This is a genomic window from Streptomyces sp. BBFR2, assembly GCF_044497305.1.
GTDB lineage: Bacteria > Actinomycetota > Actinomycetes > Streptomycetales > Streptomycetaceae > Streptomyces.
In genome coordinates this window covers 3,474,595-3,490,575 of record NZ_CP172415.1, presented here as the reverse complement: position 1 = coordinate 3,490,575, position 15,981 = coordinate 3,474,595, and the positions used below count along the sequence as shown (strand labels likewise).

At 72.3% G+C, this 15,981-nt stretch carries 14 protein-coding genes; 3 read left to right on the top strand and 11 right to left on the bottom strand.

What is annotated here, in order from left to right:
- The 3 genes from ACGH2B_RS13845 to pdhA are packed head-to-tail and all read right to left on the bottom strand — an operon-like array spanning position 1 to position 3,592.
- The gene (locus ACGH2B_RS13845; RefSeq protein ID WP_399088510.1) at positions 1 to 1,395 is read right to left on the bottom strand and encodes a dihydrolipoamide acetyltransferase family protein; all 1,395 of its coding nucleotides are present in this window, start codon (positions 1,393 to 1,395) and stop codon (positions 1 to 3) included.
- Entirely contained in the window at positions 1,395 to 2,426 is a 1,032-nt protein-coding gene (locus tag ACGH2B_RS13840) for an alpha-ketoacid dehydrogenase subunit beta (RefSeq protein WP_399088508.1), read from the bottom strand. The genes ACGH2B_RS13845 and ACGH2B_RS13840 overlap by 1 nt, the downstream gene beginning before the upstream one ends.
- Complete coding sequence (gene pdhA / locus ACGH2B_RS13835) at positions 2,423 to 3,592, bottom strand: pyruvate dehydrogenase (acetyl-transferring) E1 component subunit alpha (RefSeq protein WP_399088506.1); 1,170 nt, start codon at positions 3,590 to 3,592, stop codon at positions 2,423 to 2,425. The genes ACGH2B_RS13840 and pdhA overlap by 4 nt, the downstream gene beginning before the upstream one ends.
- Before the next feature lie 223 nt (positions 3,593 to 3,815).
- Between pdhA and ACGH2B_RS13830 the strand changes: the two genes are divergently transcribed.
- Positions 3,816 to 4,352, top strand: a complete 537-nt coding sequence (locus ACGH2B_RS13830) for an Lrp/AsnC family transcriptional regulator (RefSeq protein ID WP_399088504.1) — start codon at positions 3,816 to 3,818, stop codon at positions 4,350 to 4,352.
- Positions 4,353 to 4,408: 56 nt separating this feature from the next.
- Here the strand turns inward: ACGH2B_RS13830 and ACGH2B_RS13825 are convergent, their stop codons facing one another.
- Entirely contained in the window at positions 4,409 to 4,993 is a 585-nt protein-coding gene (locus ACGH2B_RS13825; RefSeq protein WP_399088502.1) for a TetR/AcrR family transcriptional regulator, read from the bottom strand.
- A gap of 291 nt (positions 4,994 to 5,284) precedes the next feature.
- On the opposite strand from ACGH2B_RS13825, the gene paaN reads away from it, so the two are divergent.
- Positions 5,285 to 6,967 (top strand): phenylacetic acid degradation protein PaaN, encoded by a 1,683-nt coding sequence (paaN, locus tag ACGH2B_RS13820; RefSeq protein ID WP_399088500.1) that lies wholly within the window; start codon positions 5,285 to 5,287, stop codon positions 6,965 to 6,967.
- A 204-nt stretch (positions 6,968 to 7,171) separates the two neighbouring features.
- On the opposite strand, the gene ACGH2B_RS13815 is transcribed toward paaN, so the two are convergent.
- The 3 genes from ACGH2B_RS13815 to ACGH2B_RS13805 form a co-directional block, all read right to left on the bottom strand.
- Positions 7,172 to 7,876, bottom strand: a complete 705-nt coding sequence (locus ACGH2B_RS13815) for a TrmH family RNA methyltransferase (protein WP_399096982.1) — start codon at positions 7,874 to 7,876, stop codon at positions 7,172 to 7,174.
- 40 nt (positions 7,877 to 7,916) lie between these two features.
- Complete coding sequence (locus ACGH2B_RS13810; RefSeq protein WP_399096979.1) at positions 7,917 to 9,254, bottom strand: HTTM domain-containing protein; 1,338 nt, start codon at positions 9,252 to 9,254, stop codon at positions 7,917 to 7,919.
- A gap of 149 nt (positions 9,255 to 9,403) precedes the next feature.
- Positions 9,404 to 10,072, bottom strand: coding sequence for a DUF5819 family protein (locus ACGH2B_RS13805; RefSeq protein ID WP_399088498.1), 669 nt, complete (start codon positions 10,070 to 10,072; stop codon positions 9,404 to 9,406).
- Between the two features lie 328 nt (positions 10,073 to 10,400).
- Between ACGH2B_RS13805 and ACGH2B_RS13800 the strand changes: the two genes are divergently transcribed.
- Positions 10,401 to 11,543, top strand: coding sequence for an acyl-CoA dehydrogenase family protein (locus ACGH2B_RS13800; RefSeq protein ID WP_399088497.1), 1,143 nt, complete (start codon positions 10,401 to 10,403; stop codon positions 11,541 to 11,543).
- 49 nt (positions 11,544 to 11,592) lie between these two features.
- On the opposite strand, the gene ACGH2B_RS13795 is transcribed toward ACGH2B_RS13800, so the two are convergent.
- The 4 genes from ACGH2B_RS13795 to ACGH2B_RS13780 form a co-directional block, all read right to left on the bottom strand.
- Positions 11,593 to 11,937 carry a rhodanese-like domain-containing protein gene (locus ACGH2B_RS13795; protein ID WP_399088495.1) on the bottom strand — a complete coding sequence of 115 codons (345 nt, stop codon included), beginning with the start codon at positions 11,935 to 11,937 and terminating at the stop codon, positions 11,593 to 11,595.
- A gap of 10 nt (positions 11,938 to 11,947) precedes the next feature.
- Complete coding sequence (locus tag ACGH2B_RS13790; protein WP_399088493.1) at positions 11,948 to 12,880, bottom strand: hypothetical protein; 933 nt, start codon at positions 12,878 to 12,880, stop codon at positions 11,948 to 11,950.
- A gap of 132 nt (positions 12,881 to 13,012) precedes the next feature.
- Positions 13,013 to 14,452: a DUF2252 domain-containing protein gene (locus ACGH2B_RS13785; protein ID WP_399088491.1), complete on the bottom strand. Its 1,440-nt coding sequence runs from the start codon at positions 14,450 to 14,452 to the stop codon at positions 13,013 to 13,015.
- A gap of 329 nt (positions 14,453 to 14,781) precedes the next feature.
- Entirely contained in the window at positions 14,782 to 15,981 is a 1,200-nt protein-coding gene (locus ACGH2B_RS13780; RefSeq protein ID WP_399088489.1) for a hypothetical protein, read from the bottom strand.

Genomic DNA, 15,981 nt, shown 5'->3' with positions numbered 1-15,981 from the left:
TCACAGCCCCCGCAGCAGCACCGCGGGCTGCTCCACGCAGTCGGCGACGTAGCGCAGGAAGCCGCCGGACGTGCCGCCGTCGCACACCCGGTGGTCGAAGGTGAACGACAACTGGACGACCTGGCGTACGGCCAGCTCACCGTCGTGCACCCACGGTTTGGGCGCTATCCGGCCCACGCCGAGCATCGCCGCCTCGGGATGGTTGATGATCGGCGTGGAGCCGTCCACGCCGAAGACGCCGTAGTTGTTGAGGGTGAAGGTGCCACGCGTCAGGTCGGCGAGCGACAGGCCGCCGGAGCGCGCGCTCTCGGTGAGCCGGGCGATCTCCGCGGACAGGCCCTCGACCGTACGGGTGTGGGCGTCCCGCACCACCGGCACCACCAGCCCGCGGTCGGTCTGCGCGGCGAACCCCAGATGGACCTCGGGCAGCCGGACGATCTCCTGGGTCTCGGTGTCGACGGTGGCGTTCAGCTCCGGGAAACGGGCGAGCGCCGCCGTGCAGATACGGGCGAGCAGCGCCAGCAGCGACACCTTGGGGGCGCCCGGGGCGTTCATCGCCCGTCGGGCGGCGAGGAGTTCGGTGGCGTCCGCGTCGACCCAGCAGGTGGCGTCGGGGATCTCCCGTCGGCTGCGGGTGAACTTCTCGGCCGCCGCCCCGCGCATCCCCCGCAGCGGGATCCGCTCGCCCTCGGCCCGCGTCCGGCCGGTGGCGGGCACGCTCCCGGCCGCCGGGACATTCCCGGTGGCGGCACCGGCGGTGGCGATGGCCTGCCGCTCCCGGACCGCGCGTTCGACGTCCGTCCGCAGGATGAGTCCGTCCCGCCCGGTGCCGTGCAGCGTGGCCAGATCCAGCCCGTGTTCCCGGGCCATCCGGCGTACCAGAGGGGAGATGACGGCCACCGTACGGGGCGCCCCGGCTTCCTCGGGCTCCCCGGGTGCGACGGGCTCCGGTCGGCCGCCGGAACCGTCCGCCGCGCCGCCTCCGCCACCGGGCCGGACCCGCCGCCGGCGCGCGGCCGCGGCGCTCGTGCCGTAGCCGACCAGGACGTTCCCCGAGCCCTCGGCGGACTCCGCCGGAACGGTCTCCGGCGCAGGGGCGGCCGGGGCGGTGTCCGGGGCCAGATCCGCGGGCGTCTCCGGGGGCGTGGCCGCGCCGACCGCGACGGTGATCAGCGGTGCCCCGACGGGAAGGTCGGTGCCCTCCTCCCCGAAGCGCGCGGTGACCACACCGCCGTACGGGCACGGCACCTCGACCATCGCCTTGGCCGTCTCGACCTCGACGACCGGCTGATCGACGGAGACCACCTCACCGACCTCGACCATCCACTGCACGATGGTGGCCTCGGTGAGGCCCTCCCCCAGGTCGGGCAGGGTGAATTCACGGACCACAGCCATCACTCGCCCCTCCCTTCGGTCCAGTCCGACTCCCACTGGAGGCGGGCGACGGTGTCGAGAACGCGGTCCACTCCTGGGAGATGATGCCTTTCCAGCATGGGCGGCGGATAGGGAATGTCGAATCCCGCCACCCGCAGGACCGGCGCCTCCAGATGGTGGAAACAGCGCTCCGTGATCCGCGCCGCGATCTCCCCGCCCGGACCGCCGAAACCGCTCGATTCGTGGACGATCACGGCCCGCCCGGTGCGCCGCACCGACGCGCAGACCGTCTCGTCGTCGAACGGCATCAGCGACCGCAGATCGACGACCTCCAGATCCCACCCCTCGGCCCGCGCCGCCTCGGCCGCCTCCAGGCAGACCGGCAGCGACGGCCCGTACGTGATCAGCGTGGCGTCCGTGCCCCGGCGGCGCACCACGGCGCGTCCCAGGGGCGCCACCTCCGCGGGCGCCTCGGGCGACCAGTCGGCCTTGGACCAGTACAGCCGCTTCGGTTCGAGGAAGACGACCGGGTCGTTGGAGGCGATGGCGGCGCGCAGCAGCCCGTACGCGTCCTCGACCGTGGCGGGCGTGACCACCTGGAGCCCCGGAGTCGCCAGGTAGTACGCCTCGGAGGCGTCGCTGTGGTGCTCGACGCCGCCGATGCCGCCGCCGTAGGGGATGCGGACCGTCAGCGGCATCGGGACGGCGCCGCGGGTGCGGTTGCGCATCTTGGCGACATGGCTGACCAACTGCTCGAACGCCGGGTAGGCGAAGGCGTCGAACTGCATCTCGACGACCGGCCGCAGCCCGTACATGGCCATACCGACGGCCGTGCCGAGGATGCCCGCCTCGGCGAGCGGGGTGTCCGTGCAGCGGTCGTCGCCGAATTCGGCGGCGAGCCCGTCGGTGACGCGGAAGACACCGCCGAGGGTGCCGACGTCCTCACCCATCACATGGACGGACGGGTCCTCGGCCAGGGCGTCGCGCAGCGCACGGGTGAGCGCCTGCGCCATGGTGGCGGGCTTGCGCGCGGTGGCGGCGGTCGGGGTCATGGCCGGGCCTCCTGGGCGGGCTCGTCGGTGGTGGCCTCCGCGGCCAGCTCGGCGTGCAACTGACCGGCCTGCTGCCGCAATTGGGCGGTGGGCTCGGCGTAGACATGGGCGAACAGGTCATCCGGGTCGAGCGGCGGGTCCTGGTGCATCCGCTCGCGCAGGGCGGCCGCCATCTCCTCGGCGCCCTCCCGCGTCGCGGCGGCGAACTCGTCCGTGAGCAGGCCCCGCTCCTGTAGCTCGCGCTCCACCAGGGCTATCGGGTCGTGCGCCCGCCACGCCTCGACCTCGTCGGCGGTGCGGTACCGGGTGGCGTCGTCGGCGTTGGTGTGCGCCTCGACGCGGTACGTGACGGCCTCGACGAGGGTGGGGCCGCCGCCCTCCCGCGCCCGGCGCACCGCCTCGGTGAGGACGCCGTGCACCGCGGGGGCGTCGTTGCCGTCCACCAGGCGGCCCGGCATGCCGTATCCGACGGCCTTGTGCGCCAGGGACGGCGCGGCGGTCTGCTTGGCCAGCGGGACGGAGATCGCGAAGCCGTTGTTCTGTACCAGGAAGACGACCGGCGCCTGCCAGACGGCGGCGAAGTTCAACGCCTCGTGGAAGTCGCCCTCGCTGGTGCCGCCGTCGCCGACCAGGGCGAGCGCGACCACGTCGTCCCCCTTCAGACGGGCGGCGTGCGCCAGCCCCACGGCGTGCGGAAGCTGGGTGGCGAGCGGGGTGCAGAGCGGGGCGATACGGCAGGAACGGGGGTCGTAGCCCGTGTGCCAGTCGCCGCGCAGCAGGGTCAGCGCCTCGGCCGGATCGAGGCCACGGGCGACGGCGGCGAGGGTGTCGCGGTAGCTGGGGAAGAGCCAGTCCCGCTCCTGGAGGGCGAGGGCGGCGGCCACCTGGCACGCCTCCTGGCCGGTGGAGGACGGGTAGACCGCGAGGCGGCCCTGGCGGGTGAGGGCGGTGGCCTGCGTGTTGTACCGGCGGCCGCGGACGAGCTGGACGTAGAGCCGCTTCAGGAGTGCGGCGTCGAGCTGCCGGGCGGCGTCCGTGCCGAGCACCCGATGGGGTTCCGCGTCGGGCAGGAGCGGCGCCGGGTCGACGCGGGGGTGCCAGGCGGGGGGCGGGCCGGGCAGGTCGCCCTTGCGCCTGCTGCTGCCGGGCTGCTCAAGGACCGTCATGACGAGCACCTTCTCCGGGATCGAAGGGGTGGCGCGGTGCGCCTCGTGGGATGGGGGCGGGCGACGGATGGGCAGGATGAAAAGGGTCGGGGCGGTCAGCCCTTCCCTACCGATTGTTCGGTCGCCGATGCATTTTGGCTACAGGCGGGCCCGGCCTGTGGACAAACGGTTCTCCACAGCTTCAGATGAAGTCAGGGCGTCCAAGAAGGGGAGGCAGGACCCTATGCCGGACGAACAGATGGCCCATCCCGGCGGAGCGCCACCGAGAGCGGCACCACCGCCTCGGACACCCGGCCCGGCGGCCCCTCCGGCCCGCCCGCTGGACACCATCGACCGGTCGATCCTGCGCATGCTCCAGACCGACGGGCGGGCCTCGATTCGCTCCGTGGCGGAGCATGTGCACGTCTCGCGTGCCAACGCGTACGCGCGCATCAACCGACTGATCGACGACGGCGTGATCCGTGGGTTCAGCGCCCAGGTGGATCAGGAACGGGCAGGTCAGGGGGCCTCCGCCTACATCACGTTGAAGATCGTCCAGAATTCCTGGCGCACCGTCCGCGAACAGCTCACCGCACTCCCCGGCGCCTCCCACATCGCACTGGTCAGCGGCGATTTCGACGTACTGCTGCTGGTGCACACCAAGGACAACCGGGAGCTGCGGGAGCTGGTGCTGACGCGGATCCAGGCGATGCCGGAGGTGCTGAGCACCCGCACGCTGCTGGTCTTCGAGGAGACGGGGCTGGGGCCGCAGCCACGGTGAGGCGGCCGGCGGCCGCTGCGGCTCCCGGCGGGGGTACGGGCTCATGGCCCCGCCCGTCAGGCGGTGCGCAGGCCGGCGAAGGCCGTCCGGACGACGGCCTCGGCGACCTCGTCCCGGCCGGCGATACCGCCACGCCCCGGGCGGTACCACTCCACGATGGAGTTGATCATGCCGAAAAGCAGTCTGGTCGCCAGCGGGATGTCCACGTCCGGGCGGAGGTCGCCGTCGGCGGCGGCCCGCTCCAGCAGTGCGGCGACCCGGTGGTCGAACTCGCGGCGGCGCTCCATGGCCCACCGCTCGGTGTCGGTGTTGCCCCGCACCCGCAGCAGCAGCGTCACGTAGGGCAGCTCGTCCAGCAGGACCTCGGTGACGCGGCGGGTGACGTACTCCAGGCGCTCGATCGCCCGGCCGCCGGTCGCGCCCGGCTCCTCCAGGACGCCGAAGAGCCCGTCCAGCGCGCGGCTTATCGCCCGCCGCAGCAGCTCTTCCTTGCTCCGTACGTGATGGTAGATCGAGGACTTGGAGATACCGGCCGCCCGGGAGAGGTGCTCCATGGACGTACCGTCGTACCCGCGCTCGATGAACACCTCAACGGCGACCGCGAGCAGCGAATCGGGCGTATAGGCGTCGCGCTTGCTCATGAAGACGATTACAGCACCCCACGCATCCCGCCCGCAGGGCGCCCGAACGATGTCCCGAACATCCCTGACGCACATCCAGGGCGACCCGGACCTGCTGGGACGTTGCCGACGCGGGCGCCTCGTGACGCCTCGCGCCGGCCCCGCGCGCGGGGCACTTCCGGCCGGGTTCTCCACCGGCTCATCGGACCCCCTTGCCCCGACCGATCGTTCGGTTACCCTAACTCCGTTGCCAGCTTTTGCGCTCCGCTCTCCTGTTCCCCTCCGCCCGGTTCGACGAGGAGTTGGTCTTCGATGGCCGCCGACATGACCCCCGCGCAGTTGATCGAGAAGCACCGCCCGACGCTCGACACGGCGCTGGAGACGATCCGCACCCGCGCCTACTGGTCGCCCCACCCCGAGCACCCCAAGGCGTACGGCGAGAGCGCGGCGCCGGACGGTCTCGCCGCCTTCGATGCGGTACGCGGCACCCGCTTCGACCTCGACCAGCCCGGCACCGACGACTGGGTCGGCGAGGAAGTCTCCCCGTACGGGCCCGAGTTGGGCATCACCTATCCGCACCCCGACCCCGATGTGCTGCTGCCGGCGATGCGCGCCGCGCTGCCGGCGTGGCGGAACGCCGGACCGGAGGCACGGGCGGCCGTCTGCCTGGAGATCCTGGCCCGCATCAGCGCCCGCACCCATGAGTTCGCCCAGGCCGTGATGCACACCAGCGGGCAGGCGTTCATGATGGCGCTCCAGGCCGGCGGGCCGCACGCGCAGGACCGCGGCCTGGAGGCGGTGGCGTACGCGTACGCCGAGCAGACCCGCGTCCCGGAGCGGGCGCCCTGGTCGAAGCCGCAGGGCAAGCGCGATCCGCTGGAGCTGACCAAGGCGTTCACCGCCGTGCCGCGCGGGGTGGCCCTGATGATCGGCTGCAACACCTTCCCCACCTGGAACGGCTACCCGGGCCTCTTCGCCTCCCTGGCGACCGGCAACCCGGTGCTGGTCAAGCCGCACCCGCGGGCCGTACTGCCGCTGGCGCTGACGGTGCGGGTGGCCCGCGAGGTGCTCGCCGAGGCGGGGTTCCCCGCCGACCTGGTGTGCCTGGCGGTGGACCGCCCCGGCGAGGGCCTGGCCAAGACGCTGGCCGTCCGGCCGGAGATCCGGATCATCGACTACACCGGCTCGACCGCCTTCGGCGACTGGCTGGAGGCCAACGCCCGCCAGGCGCAGGTGTACACCGAGAAGGCCGGGGTCAACACCGTCGTCATCGAGTCGACCGACGACTACAAGGGCATGCTCGGCAACCTCGCCTTCTCGCTCTCCCTCTACAGCGGCCAGATGTGCACCACCCCGCAGAACCTCCTCATCCCCCGGGACGGCATCACCACGGACGCCGGCCCCAAGTCGTACGACGAGGTGGTCACGGATCTGGCAGGCGCGGTCAGCGGGCTGCTCGGGGACGACGCACGTGCCAACGCCCTGCTGGGGGCACTGGTGAACCCGCAGGTCAAAGCACGTCTCGACGGTGCGGCCGAGCTGGGCGAGGTAGCGCTGGCCTCCCGGTCGGTGACCCACCCGGAGTTCCCCGGGGCGACGGTCCGCACACCGGCGATCATCAAGCTGGACGGTACGAAGCCGGAGTCCGCGGCAGCCTGCCGGACGGAGTGCTTCGGCCCGGTCTCCTTCGCGGTGGCCGTCGACTCCGCGGACGGCGCGGTGGCGCTGCTGCGGGACACGATCCGCGAGCAGGGCGCCATGACGGTCGGCGCGTACACCACCTCGCCCGAGGTGGAGCGGCAGATCGAGGACGTCTGCCTGGACGAGTGCGCCCAACTGTCACTCAACCTGACCGGCGGGGTCTATGTGAACCAGACCGCCGCGTTCTCCGACTTCCACGGCTCCGGCGGCAACCCGTCCGCCAACGCGGCGCTGTGCGACGGCGCCTTCGTCGCCAACCGCTTCCGGACGGTGGAGGTGCGCCGCCCGGCGTGAGACGTGCCGGGAGAGTCGGGCCGCCGGCACAACGTTTCACGTGAAACGCCGTGCCGGTCCGGACACCCCCGTCGACGCACGTTTCACGTGAAACGTCCGCCGGTCCGGTCCGCCCGTCCCTGGCCCGCACCCCGACGCCCCGACCGGAGGCCCATCGCCTCCGGCCGGGGCGTCCGTGGTTCCGACAGGGCCCGGCAGGTGCTGTCAGGGTGCGGCCGGCGGTTCGATGACGGCGTGGCGGCCGATCCAGGCGTGCATGGCGATGGCCGCGGCGGCGCCCGCGTTGATCGACCGCGTCGAGCCGAACTGCGCGATCGAGCAGACCACCGAGGCGTGGCGCCGCGCCTCCTCCGTCAGCCCCGGCCCCTCCTGACCGAAGAGCAGGACGCAGCGGCGCGGCAGCACGGTGGTCTCCAGCGGCACGGCACCGGGAAGGTTGTCGATCCCGATGATCGGCAGCCCCTCGGCGGCGGCCCAGGCGGTCAGCTCCTCGGTGCCCGGATGATGACGGACGTGCTGGTAGCGGTCGGTCACCATCGCACCGCGACGGTTCCAGCGCCGCTGCCCGACGATGTGGACCTCCTTGGCCAGGAAGGCGTTGGCGGTCCGCACCACCGAGCCGATGTTGAAGTCGTGGCCCCAGTTCTCGACGGCCACATGGAAGTCGTGGCGACGGGTGTCGAGGTCCGCGACGATCGCCTCCCGCGTCCAGTAGCGGTAACGGTCCACGACGTTGCGCCGGTCGCCCCCGGCGAGCAGCTCCGGGTCGTACCGGGCATCCTCCGGCCACGGCTCGGGGTGCGGCCCGACGCCGACCTTCGGGCCGTAGCCCTCGTCGTACTGGAGCGGTTCGGCCGCGGCGGACGGCGCCGCCGCGGCGTCAGGGCCCTGCTCGGCCGGGGTGGTCATCTCGCTGCTCACCCCACGAGCGTAGAACGCCGCGGAAGCGCTACGGACCGGCCGGTGCCCGCACACCCTCCACAGCGGCGGACGGCTCCGACGGGCCCCGGCGGGTGGAGCGGCGGGCGGTGAACGCCGAGATCCGGCCGCCGATCCAGGTCAGGAAGGGCGTCGGCAGGAACACCAGGTCCGCGGCGATCATCGCCGCGGAGAAGAACGGCAGCCCGAGGAGGAACGCGATCGACAGGTGCTCGCAGACCATCACGACCAGCAGAGCGTTCTTCAGCCGCCGGTTGAAGAGGGTGAACGGGAAGGCGACCTGCACCATCACCGTGCCGTAGGTGAAGAGCAGGACCAGCAGCCCGCTGGCGCCGAGCAGCCCGGAGAGCTCCGGCCACGGCGAGAAGTAGTCCAGGTGCATCGGGTAGTAGACCGCGGTGCCGTCCTGCCAGCGCGAGCCCTGGATCTTGAACCAGCCGGCGGTCGCGTAGACAAGGCAGACCTCGACCATGATCACCAGCAGGGCGCCGTTGTGCAGTACCGAGCCGAGGATGTCGAGCACCGTCCGCGGCTCGCCCGCGGCGCGGCGGTCCACCACCCACCGCAGACCGTGCGCGGCCCACAGCAGCCACAGCGCCAGCCCCCAGCCCACGTACGGGAACGGACCGTGCCCGAACCAGCTCAGGCCGTAGCATCCGAGCAGTTGGGCCACGGCGAGCGCCGGGCCGAGGACGGCCCACAGGGCGACGCCGGGCAGATCGCGTCCGACGCTCTCACCCCGCTCCACCGTGCGCCGGGCGCGGCGGGCATCCAGCGACCACACCTGACCGCACCGGGTCAGCACCAGGTACATCGCCATCAGATGGATGATGTTGTCGCCGCCGTCACCGATGAAGACGCTGCGGTTCTGGAGCGACAGCACACCGATCATGAACAGCACCGACATGGTGCGGGTACGCCAGCCCAGCATCAGCAGCGCGGCGGAGACGACCGCGAAGAGGTAGACCACCTCGAACCAGCCACGCCCGTCCGACCACGGCAGCACCGAGAAGGCGTGATTGCCGTCGAGCAGCCGCCGCGCCATGTCCAGGCTGAACGGACTGTCCGGCCCGTAGAGCGCCGCGCGGTGCGGCCACTCCCGGAGCAGGAACAGCAGCCAGGTCGCCGCGAACCCGATCCGGAGGACCGCCGTCTGGTACGGCGCCATCGCCCGCCCGGTGACCAGCCGGAACCCACTCCCCACAAGGCGCTCGATACGGGTCTCGGAAGCGAGAGAGGAAGGGCCGGAGGACTCCGGGGCCAAGGGACACTCGGGCCCCTGCGGGGGAGGCGTCCCCTGCCCGGTGGGCGTTTCCCGTGAAACCGGTGCACCCGGGGCGGCGGACACGCCCTCCGACGCCTGCCGGGCCCGCTGCTCCTCCCCGGCGCCCTGAACCTCCCGGTTCTCCTGATCCGGCAACCCCTGCCGATCCGCTCGCTGCTGCTGGTCCTGCCGATCCACCTGGCGCTGCCGATCCCGCCGGTCCGGTGCTGCGGTCACTTGCTCTTCGTCCCCTCGGGCAGGTCCGCCGTGGTGACCTGCCACCAGGGCAGTACACGGAACGCGGGCTTGTCGCTGATCTTCTCGCTGCTCCAGCTCGGCGGGGCGATCTGCGTCGTCACCGAGCGGACCTGGAACCGCTCGGGGCGGCCCTGCCGCGACCACTCCGGCTCCATCCGCTGCACCATGATCCGCCGGATGTACTGCTCGGACAGCTCACCGCGCGCTCCGATCGCGGCGTTCTGCGCGTTGTGCGTGCTGACGAAGTACTCCCAGGCCCGCCGCAGTTGGTTCTGCTGCGTATGGCTGGGGGCCGGATTGTGGTGAACCGCACGGCCGTCGCGCGCGGTGAGATCGGTCCAGCCGGTGGTCCGCACCCCGCCGTCGCCGGTACGCAGCTCCGCGCGCACCTGAACGGCGGCGTTCTGCTGCATCGGGTTGGGCGCGAAGAGCTTCCAGTTCTGCTCGTACTCGGGGTAGACGTACTCGCCGATCGCGTCACTCTGCGCCTTGCTGAGCGTGTTCTCCGGCGCGACGTGCAGAAACATCATGGCCAGATGGATCGCCACGGCCACGGCCACGGCACTGACCGCCATGCATATGACGATCCGCGAGGGCAGTGAGAGCGCGGCCACCGACCGCGATTCGTCACCGTTTGACTGCATTCCCGCCCCGTTCCCAGATTCCCGATCGGCCCACTACGCCCCGGAACCGTAACCGGAGACCCCGACCCGGCACAGCCGCACCTGGTCACCCGGCACCCCGGCACCGCACCGCCGCCGGGCGCACACCGCGCCCCCGTTCGCACCCGCCACGGGCCACCCCACTCGCGACCGCGCCCTCGGCCCCGTACGGACCGCGGCCATCCGGGCCCCCGCCCCGGCGACGACCGCGCCCCGGAGAGCCGCCGCCGGAAGCCGTACGCATTCCCAATTCCTGCAACCTGTTCTACCTTGACGCCTCGTCAGGTCAGCGCCCGTGGAAGGACAATCAGTGGACTTCACCTTCACCGAGGAGCAGCAGGCCGCCACCGAGGCGGCGAAAGCCGTGTTCGCACAGGTGGCACCCGACGGGGTACCCAGCCCGGCGCTCACCGCGGGCGCCGTCGCCGACGACTTCGACCGGGACCTGTGGCGCACCCTCGCCCAGGCCGACCTCCTCAGCCTGCTGACCGCGCCCGAGTACGGCGGCGCCGGGCTCGACCCGATCGCCCTCTGCCTGGTGCTGCGCGAGGCAGGACGCGTCCTGGCCCGGGTCCCGCTGCTGGAGTGCGCCGCCGCCTCCCGCCTCCTGCAACACCACGCGCCGGAAGCGGTACGCGCCGAACTGCTGCCCCGTATCGGACGCGGCGAACTCGTGATCACCGCCGCCTCCGGCGGACGGACCGGACACGACGCGGCGGAGCTGGCCGTCACCGCACGACCGGACACCGACGGCTGGCTGCTCGACGGCGTCCAGACCGCCGTCCCCTGGGCCTACGGCGCCGACCTGGCACTGCTGCCCGCGCACACCCCCGACGGCCGGGCGGTCCTCGCCCTCACCCCGCTCACCGCCCCCGGCCTGACCCGCCACGAACAGATCTCGACCACCGGCGAACGCCACGCCGAGCTGCGGCTCACCTCGGTACGCCTGACCGGCACGGACGTCCTGACCGCCACCGGCGCCGCCGAGGAGCTACGGCAACTGCTGACCTGCGGCATCTGCGCCCTCGCCCTGGGCCTGGGCGAAGCGGTGCTCGCGATGACCGCCGACTACACCGGCAAACGCGAACAGTTCGGCTTCCCCCTCGCCACGTTCCAGGCCGTCGCGGTGCAGGCGGCCGACCGGTTCATCGACCTGCGCGCGATGGCGGCCACCCTCTGGCAGGCCGCCTGGCGCATCGGTACGGGCGCGACCGGCGCACTGCCGCCGGCCGGCGATGTGGCGGTCGCCAAGATCTGGGCGTCGGACGGCATCCGCCGCACCGTGCAGACCGCCCAGCACCTGCACGGCGGCTTCGGCGCGGACACCGACTACCCACTCCACCGCTACCACGCCTGGGCCAAGCAACTGGAACTCTCCCTCGGCCCCGCCGCCGCCCACGAGGAAGCCCTCGGCGACCTCCTCGCCGAGCAGCCCCTGCGCGAGGAGGGCTGAAACCCCGGGGCGGGCGGAACGCCACGCCCCGGGCACTCCGGTCCGGGGCTCAGACCACCCGGCCGGTGCCGCCCTTGCCGTCCGTGACCGGACGACCGGCGGCCTCCCACGCCTGCATCCCGCCCGCGACGTTCACCGCGTCGACGCCCTGCTGGAGCAGGTACTGCGTGACCTGCGCGGACCGCCCGCCGACCCGGCAGAGCACGTACACCTTGCCGTCGGCGGGCGCCGCCTCGGTCAACTCGGCGTAACGGGCGACGAATTCGCTCATCGGAATGTGCAGGGCGCCCTCGGCGTGCCCCGCCACCCACTCGTCGTTCTCACGGACGTCGAGCAGGAAATCCTCGGACGTGAGCGCGTCGGCATGGACCGTGGGCAGAGAACCTGTGTGCATGACCCCGACGCTACCCGACCAGTTGGGAGAGGTACGCCTCGCGCTCGGAGACATCGGCGAGCAGCTTCTCGGCGATCTCGTCCAGCAGCCCGTCCGGATCCTGCGGCGCCATCTTGATCATCGCGCCGATCGCACTCTCCTCCAGCTCCGCCGCGGCCGCGGCCAGCATCTCCTTCCGCGCCGCCAGCCACTCCAGCCGCGCGTACAGCTCCTCACTCGCGCTCAGCCGCTCCTCGACGGGGGCCGGACCGGCCTCCCACTCCCGCGTCAGCGCACCCAGCACCGCCTCGTCCCCGGCGGCGTACGCGGCATTGACCCGGGCGATGAACTCGTCCCGACGACGCCGCTCCGCATCGTCCCGCGCAAGATCCGGATGCGCCTTACGCACCAGATCGCGGTAGGCCCGCCGGGCCTCCTCGCTGGGCCGCACCTTCTGCGGCGGCTGCACCGGCTGCTCGGTGAGCATCGCCTGCGCCTCCGGGAACAGTCCGTCCGGCCCCATCCAGCCGTGGAACAACTCCTCCACCTCGGGCATCGGCAACACCGCCGCCCGGGCCTCACGCGCCTTACGGACGTCCTCGGGATCACCGGACCGCGCGGCGACCGCCTCCGCGATCTGCGCGTCCAGCTCATCGAGCCGGGCGTACATCGGACCGAGCCGCTGATGATGCAACCGGGAGAAGTTCTCCACCTCCACCCGGAACGTCTCCACCGCGATCTCGAACTCGATCAACGCCTGCTCAGCAGCGCGCACCGCCGCCGCGAGCCGCGCCGTCGCCGCCTCCTCGGCCGCACCGGTCCCCTCGGACGCCCCGGACGCCCCCGTCACATCCGTCGCATCCGGCGCGACCGACGCCCCCCTGGTGTCGGTGGCGTCCGCCGCTCCCCCGGCGTCGGCTCCGCCCCGGCCGTCCTGCACGTTCTCCGCGTACGAGTTCGTCACCCGGCCAGCGTACGGCCCCGTACCAGGAGGACGCGTGGGTGCGCTGGGAGAGGGCGGGGGAGCGGGGAGGGGCGGGGGCTGGTCCGCGCTCCTCTGGGGGCCTCCCCCCCCGCCCCTCCCCACCCCCTCCCCTCAAACCCCCCTCTCCGCCGCGATCCGCCCGCCGGCGATCGCGGCGGACAGTTCTGCGTGGTCGGCTTCCGTCCGGTCGGCGTAGGCCGTCGCGAAGCTGCCCATGGCGTCGTCCAGCGCTTCGGATTTCCCGCAGTATCCGGCGAGGACGCGGGGGTCGGCGCTGTGTGCGTGGGCGCGGGCCAGCAGGGCTCCGGTCATCCGGGCGTAGTCGTCCAGTTGCTCACCGGTGAGCGCTGCCGGGTCCACGCTGCCTTTGCGGTTGCGGAACTGCCGTACCTGGAAGGCGGTCTCCGTCGTCCGGGTGTCTCCCGCGGTGCCGGTGGCGGGTATGTGGGCGGTGGCCCAGCCGAGCAGGGTGTCGCTCACCACCTGCATGCGGCGTTGTCCGAGCACCACCCGGCGTCCTTCGTGGGGTATCTCGGGGACTTCGAAGCCGGCTTTCGCCACGTGGGGCGCGAGCGCGGAAGCGCGGGCCTCCTTGACCTGGAGTATCAGTGGTTCGCCTCGGTGGTCGAGGAGGAGCACGACGTACGAGCGGAGTCCGACGCTGCCGGTGCCGACGACGCGGAACGCCACGTCGTGCGGTGCGTAGCGGGCCAGGAGCGGTAGCCGGTCGTCGGGGAGGGTGTCGAGGTAACCGCCGAGTGCGGTGATGACCGCCGCCGCTTCCGCGTCCGGTACCCGTCGCAGTACCGGGGGTGCGTCGATGAAGTGGCGGCCGCCGTCGGGGGTGCGGACGGTCGATTTGGCGGCGAACCGTGCGCTGGTGTTGTTGCGTGCTTTGGCCGCGACGCGTTCCAGGGTGCCCAGGAGGTCTCTGGCGTCGGTGTGGGAGACCAGTTCTTCGTCGGCGATGGCGTTCCATGCGTCGGTGACCGGCAGTTTTGCCAGGAGTCGCAGGGTGCGGCGGTAGGCGCCCGCGGCGTCCCGTGCGGCGGCGAGGCAGGTGTCCTCACCGGCGCCCGCTTCGCGTCCGGCGAGGACGAGTGAGGTCGCCAGGCGTTTGAGGTCCCATTCCCAGGGGCCGTGGAGTGTTTCGTCGAAGTCGTTGAGGTCGATGGTGAGGCCGCCGCGGGCGTCGCCGTAGAGCCCGAAGTTGGCGGCGTGGGCGTCGCCGCAGAGCTGTGCGCCGATGCCGGTCACGGGTGCCGTGGTGAGGTCGTGGGCCATGAGTCCGGCGGAGCCGCGGAGGAAGGCGAACGGGCCGGCGGCCATCCGTCCGACGCGTATCGGGGTGAGTTCCGGCAGCCGCCCGGCGTTGGTGTGTTCCACGGCGGTGACGGCGTCGGGCCGGTCGGTCGTCTTGGGCGGGAGCAGTGCCTGGGCCGATCTGGGCAGCCGTTCCCGCAGTGCCCGTCCGGCGGTTTTCGCGGCTCGTCCCGCGGTGTCCGCCCGTGCGAAACCCGGTACGTACGGCACTCGTACCACCGTGGTCACCTCCCCCTTCGGTCGTTTCGAGCCGGTGCCGGACGGGGTGTCCGGCCGTGGGCGTGGTGCCCGGACCGGCCTGTCGCGGATGACGTTACCGATCACGACGAGGGGGCGGCGGGCCTGTGGAAAAGCCCGGCCCGAGGCGCCCGGAGCCTGCCGTACCGGCCCACGGCGCGAGCGCTCCGCACCCTCACCGACCTGCACGGCAGTCGCAGCGCCCGACGTTTTCCACAGGCAACGCCGGTGCACGCCACCGCAGTTCACCTCCGGCCGCCCGGGTACGGCGGAGGGCCGGAGGCACCCCGATGCCTCCGGCCCTCACCGCCGTGTGCGGGTCACACCCCCACGGCTTCCTCCATCTCCTCTTCCTCCGCGGCGTGTTCGGCCGTTGCGCGGGCCGCGCTGTCGCGTCCCGCCCGCGGGCCGGGGTCGGTCACCGTGGCGGCGACCGCCGCTGCCGCGACCGCCGTGGCGCGTTCGGCGGCTTCGTTCTCGGCGGCCTTGCGGCGGCGTTCGGCCAGGCCGGCGACGGTGATCATGACGGCGCCGACGAGCAGCCAGACGACCAGGGTCCAGACGTGTCCGGCCAGTCCGTTGCCGCCGAAGTAGACGTGGCTGCGGGTGCCTTCGACGAAGCCTGCGCCGTTCCAGAAGGAGTGCAGGGCGGCGAAGAATCCGTTCTGCATCTCGGGGCGGAAGATGCCGCCGGACGAGGTGAAGTTGAGCATCACGAAGAGCGCCATCACGCCGAGCGTGGTCCAGCGCTTGAGGAAGGTGTGCAGTCCGACGCCGATCAGCAGGATGCCGGCGGAGTACAGCCAGGCCATGCCCCACAGTCCCCACAGTCCGTGGTCGACGAGGTGGAAGACGGGCCCGGCGAACAGCACACCGAGGATGCTCACCACGAAGGACATACCGGCCACCAGCGCGGCCCGCAGCCGCATCGGGAGGACGCCCCCGGCGCCGCCGATCACCGCGACCGAGGCGTACGAGCCGATGCTGATCGCCACGAGCAGGAAGAAGATGCCCTGGCCCGTGGGGTCGTCCTTCGCGGTCGGTGCGATGTCGGTGACCTTCAGCGGCTGCCCCTGTGCGGCGGCGAGCGGTGTGAAGATCTTCTGGACGACGGTGGCGCTGGTGTCCGATCCCGCGGTGGCCACGAGGAGTTCGGGCGCCTGCCGCGCTCCGCCGTCCGCACCGCCCTTGAGGACGTACGCGCCGAAGATGTCCTGGTGGCGGAGTTGGTCCACGGCGTCGGCGCGGTGGGCGACCGTCCGTACCTGGAGTTCCCCGGCGGCCTTGTCGTTGATCGACTGTGCCAGCAGTTGGGCGCTCTTCCCGGAGCCGACGACGGCGACCGGCAGGTCGTGCGGTGCCGGGTTGGCGAACGCGCCGAGGTAGGCCAGGCCCATCCCGATGCACATCAGCAGCGGGGTGATCAGGTGTGTCAGTACGTGGCGCAGCCCGGCGGCGTGCGGGTTGCGACGGTGCTCACGTCCGTGATCGGGGTGGTGGTCGGAGCGGACCGGACTCAT

Excerpts from the sequence above, each read along its gene's own strand:
- ACGH2B_RS13845 (WP_399088510.1), bottom strand. The coding sequence starts at position 1,395 with ATGGCTGTGGTCCGTGAATTCACCCTGCCCGACCTGGGGGAGGGCCTC.
- ACGH2B_RS13840 (WP_399088508.1), bottom strand. The coding sequence starts at position 2,426 with ATGACCCCGACCGCCGCCACCGCGCGCAAGCCCGCCACCATGGCGCAG.
- pdhA (WP_399088506.1), bottom strand. The coding sequence starts at position 3,592 with ATGACGGTCCTTGAGCAGCCCGGCAGCAGCAGGCGCAAGGGCGACCTG.
- ACGH2B_RS13830 (WP_399088504.1), top strand. The coding sequence starts at position 3,816 with ATGCCGGACGAACAGATGGCCCATCCCGGCGGAGCGCCACCGAGAGCG.
- ACGH2B_RS13825 (WP_399088502.1), bottom strand. The coding sequence starts at position 4,993 with ATGAGCAAGCGCGACGCCTATACGCCCGATTCGCTGCTCGCGGTCGCC.
- paaN (WP_399088500.1), top strand. The coding sequence starts at position 5,285 with ATGGCCGCCGACATGACCCCCGCGCAGTTGATCGAGAAGCACCGCCCG.
- ACGH2B_RS13815 (WP_399096982.1), bottom strand. The coding sequence starts at position 7,876 with ATGACCACCCCGGCCGAGCAGGGCCCTGACGCCGCGGCGGCGCCGTCC.
- ACGH2B_RS13805 (WP_399088498.1), bottom strand. The coding sequence starts at position 10,072 with ATGCAGTCAAACGGTGACGAATCGCGGTCGGTGGCCGCGCTCTCACTG.
- ACGH2B_RS13795 (WP_399088495.1), bottom strand. The coding sequence starts at position 11,937 with ATGCACACAGGTTCTCTGCCCACGGTCCATGCCGACGCGCTCACGTCC.
- ACGH2B_RS13780 (WP_399088489.1), bottom strand. The coding sequence starts at position 15,981 with ATGAGTCCGGTCCGCTCCGACCACCACCCCGATCACGGACGTGAGCAC.